Source organism: Mycolicibacterium pyrenivorans, assembly GCF_025821625.1.
Classification (GTDB): Bacteria; Actinomycetota; Actinomycetes; order Mycobacteriales; family Mycobacteriaceae; genus Mycobacterium; species Mycobacterium pyrenivorans.
Window position 1 is genome coordinate 1 of record NZ_JACKSH010000289.1, and the last position, 5,921, is coordinate 5,921.

The following is a 5,921-nucleotide window of genomic DNA, read 5'->3' on the forward strand; positions in this document are numbered from 1 at the left end:
CCTTCGATGGGCTCCGGCGCCAGCGTCGCCGAGCAGTGCGCGACATTCTCGGCCACCGCGACGGCCACGGCGTTGGCGGCGACATCGATCGGCGAAATACCCCCCGCAGGCATCGGAACCGGGCCAGGCTGGGCCGACCGGCTCACCTCCCCAGCGATCGACTGGGCAGTGCCCGTGACCGCCGCGGGCAACACCTCGATCGGCTTCGCGCCCCCAGATACTGCAGGCATCTACACAACTCCCCTCATGCGGCCATCGTGGGCCATAGTTCAGCTTCCTTCGCGATATGCCTTGCCGTGTAGGCGATCTCGACATAATCCGGTGTCGTGCTGCGCCACCACGACAGCAGCTCCGCGGCGCGGGCCACGTTGTGGAAACACCGCGCATAGGCAGACGGGCCCACGTCGCCAGCCACCCGACCTGGCCGCTGGCCCGCGCTGTCGAGGATCGCTGCGCGCATCGCCACGTCAAGATCGGCCCACAACTCTTCGGTCACCGGCTCACCATTCTCGATCGCCGTAGCGACCTGGCGAATGGCCGGAGGAACCTGGAAGCCCAGCAGCTCAGAGGCGCGAGAGAGGACCGTGCGCACTGCGGCAACCGTCAACGCCCATAGCTGTGAACGATCAACCACCCCGCCGGTGGTCAGGCGCGCGTACTCGGGGCGGTCAATGGTCTCCAGCCGATGAATACGAGTTTCATCCAGCGCCGGCGGTGCTGAGTCGGCCTTGATCGGTGACGTGGTCAACGCGCAATTCTCGATATGCCGTACACCGGCATCCCGCGCCACAGCGGCGTTGCCGCCATAGTCCGTCGACACCGCCAGCGCCCACAACTCGATGTTCGGGTTGCTCGCCATGCACATCTGCCCGTACGCGGTCATCGTGTGGGCTGGGTTGACCCAGCCGAACCAGCGGGCGTGAAAATCTTTGTCCAAACCAGGATCTGAAAAAACTAGCCGCGCGGAGCTGGGCAGAAATACTCCCGGCGGGATGAACCCGCTGCCCTCACTGCTCACCACCCATGCCTGCGGTCCTGACGGCGTCTTGAACATCCCGACGCACCAGTCGATGCACCCATAAACCCGCGAGGCGTGCATCAGCTCGTAGACACCCATGCCTGCGGTCCTGACGGCGTCTTGAACATCCCGACGCACCAGTCGATGCACCCATAAACCCGCGAGGCGTGCATCAGCTCGTAGACCAGTTCCGAGGCCTTATCGAGCAACGGGTCGGGCGCCCCAGACTGCGCCCCTGCGATCGCGCCGGCCGCTGTGGCGCCGACACCCGAGGCGACGACACCCGGCGGAAGCGCTGTCCCCTGGCCCGGGCTGGCAGGTGGAGCTGGCGGTGGCGCGGGCGGCGGGGCGCCTGCCCCCGCTGGCGCGACCTGCCTGGGCTGCAAATCAGAGTTAAACGGAGGCAGCGGGCCAGCCGGAGCGGCCGCTGGCGGCATCATCGGCGCACCCATCGACCCCATATGCCCGGCCGGAACACTCGCCGCCGACCCTGGCGACGCGACGTGCGCAGGCCCGCCAGCTGCCGACACCGGCGCAGGGCCGGCCGAGACCGGCGTGCTCGACGCACCGGTAGTCGAGCTCAGCGGCTGCGCCGGAGGAGGAGCAACAGGCGGCGGTAACACCGAGCCAGTGCCCAAGCCCGCATTGAACCCGCGGGAAAAGTCGGACGAGGTAGCCGCCCCCGGTGCGCCACCGCCACCCGCAGCTGCAGAGGGGAGACCGCCCGACGCCGGCGACACAGAAGACGGCAGCGACGACGACAGCCCCGCATTCGACGACAATGAACTGGGCGACAGACCACCGGCCCCTCCCGACGACAGCCCGCTCGCAGACGGCGGCTTGAACCCACTCCCCACCGAGCCCAACGACGAAGCACCGCCGCTCCCGCCAGACGACACAGGCGTCATAGGGGGAGTCATCGCGGGCGTGGTTGACGAGCCCCACTCCGACTTCTCACCAAATGGGCTGGCTTTCCCCGGCCCCGGAGCGTCCCCGGGGTGCCCGGGCCCCTCATTTCCAGTCCACTCCCCCCGGTCGCCGGTGCTTGGCTCGCCGGGTGTGCTGCCCGGTTCTGAAGTAGCGGGCGTTTCTCCATTTACAGGTTCGGAACCCACGTCCGAAGCACCATCGCTCGGCGAGGGAGGAGTCTCACTCCACTCACCTCTGCCACTACCTGGTGACTGTGGCGCTGTGCCCGATCCCGTTGGGTTGTCGAGGGCCTGGACGTTGTCTCCGTTGCCGCCGGTTTGGGTGGTGTGGTCGGCCGGGGTGATCTGCCCGCCCGCAGGCATTTGACTTGAGGGGTTGCCGCCGATGTTGGCGGCTTGCTCTGCGATCGCTGCGGCGGTGTCAATTCCTACGGTCAGTGCTTCACCCTGAGCTGCGGTGATGACGGCTTCGATCGCTGCGTAGATGGCGGCCATGGCCGCGCCGGCGCCTAACGGAGAGAGCGCCGCGGCCTGGAGCTGCTGTTTGAGGCGTTCGATCTCCTCGTGGGCTTTGCGGTCAATCTCTTCGAGCTGGCCGCGGGCATGCCAGATCAGCTCAGCTGTTTCCTTGACCGCCTTGGCCATGTCGCCATACAGGTCTGAATGGTTGATCACTGTCTGTGCCGTGCGATATGAGCGCTCACACATCGCGTCGATCATCTGCCCCGAATTAGAGCCGCCGAGGTCATCGGCAGCACGCCGGATCGCCGCCGCGGACATGCTCAGATCAGCACTCTTCTTACTCAGCGCGTTCGCGGTGTCCGACCACGGCTCCGGCGACGTCGACGGCCAAGAGCCACCAAGAATGCGCATTGAGTACGGCCGGGTCGGCATCCCCGGGCCAGCGGCAACCGCTGCTGAAGCCGGCATCAGCTAGTCCCCCCCATCAGCTACCAGCCAGCGCCAAGGGCATCGCAGATGGATTGCGGACCACCGTATGCAATGAGGCTGTCGGTCCAGGCCGCACCGTCATAAGACCTCTCCGGGCCCGGCTCGATATTGTTCACCAAGAGCCACAGATCATCGAGGTAGCGCTGCAGCGTCCGCTCGAACCGCGGCTGGACGCCCTGGTGCCGGCCCATCACTGCCTCGGCTTCTTCAACAAAATTTTCGGTATCAGTTTTGAACTTTGGCAGAGCGGAGTCCCGGCCGGGAGATCCTGGTGCACCGGCACCCAGCCACTCGTTGGAGACCTTGTTGTACTCGGTCATCAGGGGTCCGATGGCTGTGCAGAGTGCGCGGTCGGCTTGTTCAGTGTACGCCGGGCTGGACGAGGCGGCTGGGTCACCAGCAGATGGGGCGGCGCTGTTGGAGTCGTTGCTGTCGACGCGGGTTGTTAGTGCCACTACCAGCGCGGATGCCGCCAGAACCACTGCGAGGATGATGCCCGCGGCGGCGAGGGCCGTCCGCAGGCGGCCCGGGCGTCGGGGCTGGAACACCGGTGGAGGAGCCGGCGGGGGGCCATAGCCGGATGGGCCGGGGCCAGGGGGTGGCCCGTAGGGGCCACCGTTCGGCGGCGGCACATATGCTTGGGTTTTCCCGCCCGCTGTCATACATCCAGGGTAAACGGCGCCGGTGGGGTCTGGCACCGCCAAATTCGGCCCCGATCCGCTCGGCACCTCCCGTCAACGCATGATCCGTGGCCATTCACAGGTTGGCTGCCTAGCTACACCGGCGGGCCGCGTCACCTCAACGAGCCGCCGCAATGGCGTAGTGTCGCGCGCCGAATTTTGTGCACGGAGGGGTGTGGGCGCTGCGGTAGCGTTCGTGGTGTTCCGGTCGCGCCCCCCGAGGTCGGAACCGGAAGGGCCCGACTCCTCCCACCCTTGGTCGGGCCCTTCCACCATTTGTTGCCAATACTTCTCGCGATCACAGTCAGTCTGCCTGCCCCAGACCGTGCCCCGTGCGTTAGTCAATCAGCGCGGGGTTTTGGCTATAGGCCCGCCAATGCCGATCTGAAACACTCGGTTCTGACTCAGCGCTTTTCGGAGCTAGACCTGCGGATCAGATGTCGGTAATGCTGTAGTGGTCCCAGAACTCTTTACGGGACAGCATCATTGCCTCGTTAGCGGCGGCGAACAGATCGTTGAGCTTCTTTTCCAACGCCAAGTTGGTCAGTGATGTGCGGGCAGCCTCGTGGATGAACAGTTCGAGGAGGCGGCCGTCGTCACCCAGGGTGAACCGCACATAGCCATCGGGGTCTTCGACCTCGGTGCGCAGCGCCCCGAGCTGGGCGATCATCTTGTCGAGACGCTCCAGGGTCGCGGCCTGTTCCGCTTCGGAAAACTTGACCTTTTCCTCGTCGCCGAGGTCATCGAAGCCCACGCCGCCCAACATTAGGCGCCGTCCTTCGGTGCGACAGTCGTGATACGGCGGATCAGCGGAGCGCTACTGCGCTGAGGTGCGTCGTCGTTGGGCGGCGGGTCGTCGTCTTTGCGGTCCGGTGCGGTTGTCGACACTGCGATCCTGTCAGCGGTCACCTTGCCGGTCACCGATTCTGTGTGCGGAAGATCTTTGCCCACAACCTGTTTGGGCTTTGCGTTGCGTTCGTCGGCCCCGCCGCCCTGGCCTGCACCCCCTGGCATGCCGGCCATCGGCATGCCTCCCATCGGCATCATGCCGCCGCCCGGGCCCATCGTGGGGCTCACCGGCGGAGGCAACGATCCACCGGTGGGCAAGGTCGGCGGGGTGGGGTTGGGGCCCGTGGAGGGCATCACCGGCGGCGTCGACGGTGCCCCGCCGGAGGCTGGCGAAGTCATGCCACCCCCGCCCCCTCCGCCGCCAAAACCGCTCATGTCATCGAGCGGCGCATCGTCTAGGCCCAGGTCCTCGGTGCCGATGTCGTCGAGCTCGGGTTGCATCAACCCCGACAGCCCTTGAGTAGCCGCACCCATCGCCTGCGTTCCGGCCTGAATCAGCGATTCCGGCGCCTTCATCATCGATGACATCGCGCCGCCTAGCAGTCCCCCGGCCGCCCCGAGAACCGTGTGGATCATGCTGGGAAGCATCGAGGCTAGCTGACCGGCCATATCCTGTGACCCAGGCTCTCCCGGCGTCGCTTCGCCCGGCAGACCCGTTCCTTCCCCCGCAGCGGCCGCGGCAGCCGCCTCGTCGGCGGGAACGTCGGGGATACCGTCGCCGTCCAGATCAACCTCACCGGCGGTGGTGGCCTCTGTGCTGGCGTAGTAGCCGCCGAAGCCTTGCGCGGTTTGGGCCTCCATCTGAGCTTTCTGCTCCACCGCGTTGGCCAGCGGCACCGCGTACATGCCGCCGGTCTGCGCGTTAGCCTGCGCCAACGTCTGCAGCTGGTGGTTCATCGCTTGAAACGCGTCCGGACTCGGAATGTCGCTGCGCGCCTGAGCGACCTCTTGAGCATGGCGATTGGCCTGCTCAGCGACCGTATCGGCGCGCTGGCCGGAGGTTTCCAACGCATTGGCGTACTTGATCAGGTGCCCGCGCACCACGTCGGTGGCCACCGGGCTATCCCAGCTGTCAGGGAGACTATCGGCGACCAGCCGTACCGCGGCTGAGGCGTCGCGGGCCGAGCCGGCGACCTGGCGCCATCCCGAAATGAACGCTTCGCCGCTGGCGGGGTCACCGGAGTGCACCGCATTGGAGATGATCTCGGCGGGCGCGGCGGGTGGTGCGGCCAGCACTGGACGCGCATCGGGAGGGACCGGCGGCGACGGGGGCGCCCAACCCGACACGGCGGCGCCCTCACTGGCGGTGTTGAGGCTGGAGATTTTGGTCGCATTGGCCGCATCTTTGGCGGTGAAACCCGCCGCGACGTTGGCCAGCTGCTCGGCGGTGGCTGCCAGCCCTGCCGCCTGTTCGACCAGGACGCTGGCCAAGGTGGTGCCCGCAGTGGTGAGCCTGCCCGCAGCGCCCACCGACGCCGGATCGGCGGCCAGCGG

Annotated in this window: 4 protein-coding genes and 1 pseudogene; all 5 read right to left on the reverse strand. The window is 66.9% G+C overall.

Annotation, left to right across the window (positions count from 1 at the left end):
• A pseudogene (locus H7I57_RS31840) lies at window positions 1-230 on the reverse strand (hypothetical protein); the annotation flags it as partial.
• Window positions 231-244: 14 nt separating this feature from the next.
• The gene (locus H7I57_RS31845) at window positions 245-1,117 is read right to left on the reverse strand and encodes an EspK C-terminal domain-containing protein (protein ID WP_264028452.1); all 873 of its coding nucleotides are present in this window, start codon (window positions 1,115-1,117) and stop codon (window positions 245-247) included.
• Window positions 1,118-2,897: 1,780 nt separating this feature from the next.
• On the reverse strand, window positions 2,898-3,218 hold the full coding sequence (locus H7I57_RS31850) for a hypothetical protein (RefSeq protein WP_041322013.1): 321 nt from the start codon (window positions 3,216-3,218) through the stop codon (window positions 2,898-2,900).
• Between the two features lie 793 nt (window positions 3,219-4,011).
• Window positions 4,012-4,332 carry a hypothetical protein gene (locus H7I57_RS31855; protein WP_236694330.1) on the reverse strand — a complete coding sequence of 107 codons (321 nt, stop codon included), beginning with the start codon at window positions 4,330-4,332 and terminating at the stop codon, window positions 4,012-4,014.
• A gap of 11 nt (window positions 4,333-4,343) precedes the next feature.
• The coding region (locus H7I57_RS31860; protein ID WP_264028453.1) for a PPE domain-containing protein at window positions 4,344-5,921 on the reverse strand (1,578 nt) is incomplete at its 5' end.

Excerpts from the sequence above, each read along its gene's own strand:
- H7I57_RS31845 (WP_264028452.1), bottom strand. The coding sequence starts at position 1,117 with ATGGGTGTCTACGAGCTGATGCACGCCTCGCGGGTTTATGGGTGCATC.
- H7I57_RS31850 (WP_041322013.1), bottom strand. The coding sequence starts at position 3,218 with ATGACCGAGTACAACAAGGTCTCCAACGAGTGGCTGGGTGCCGGTGCA.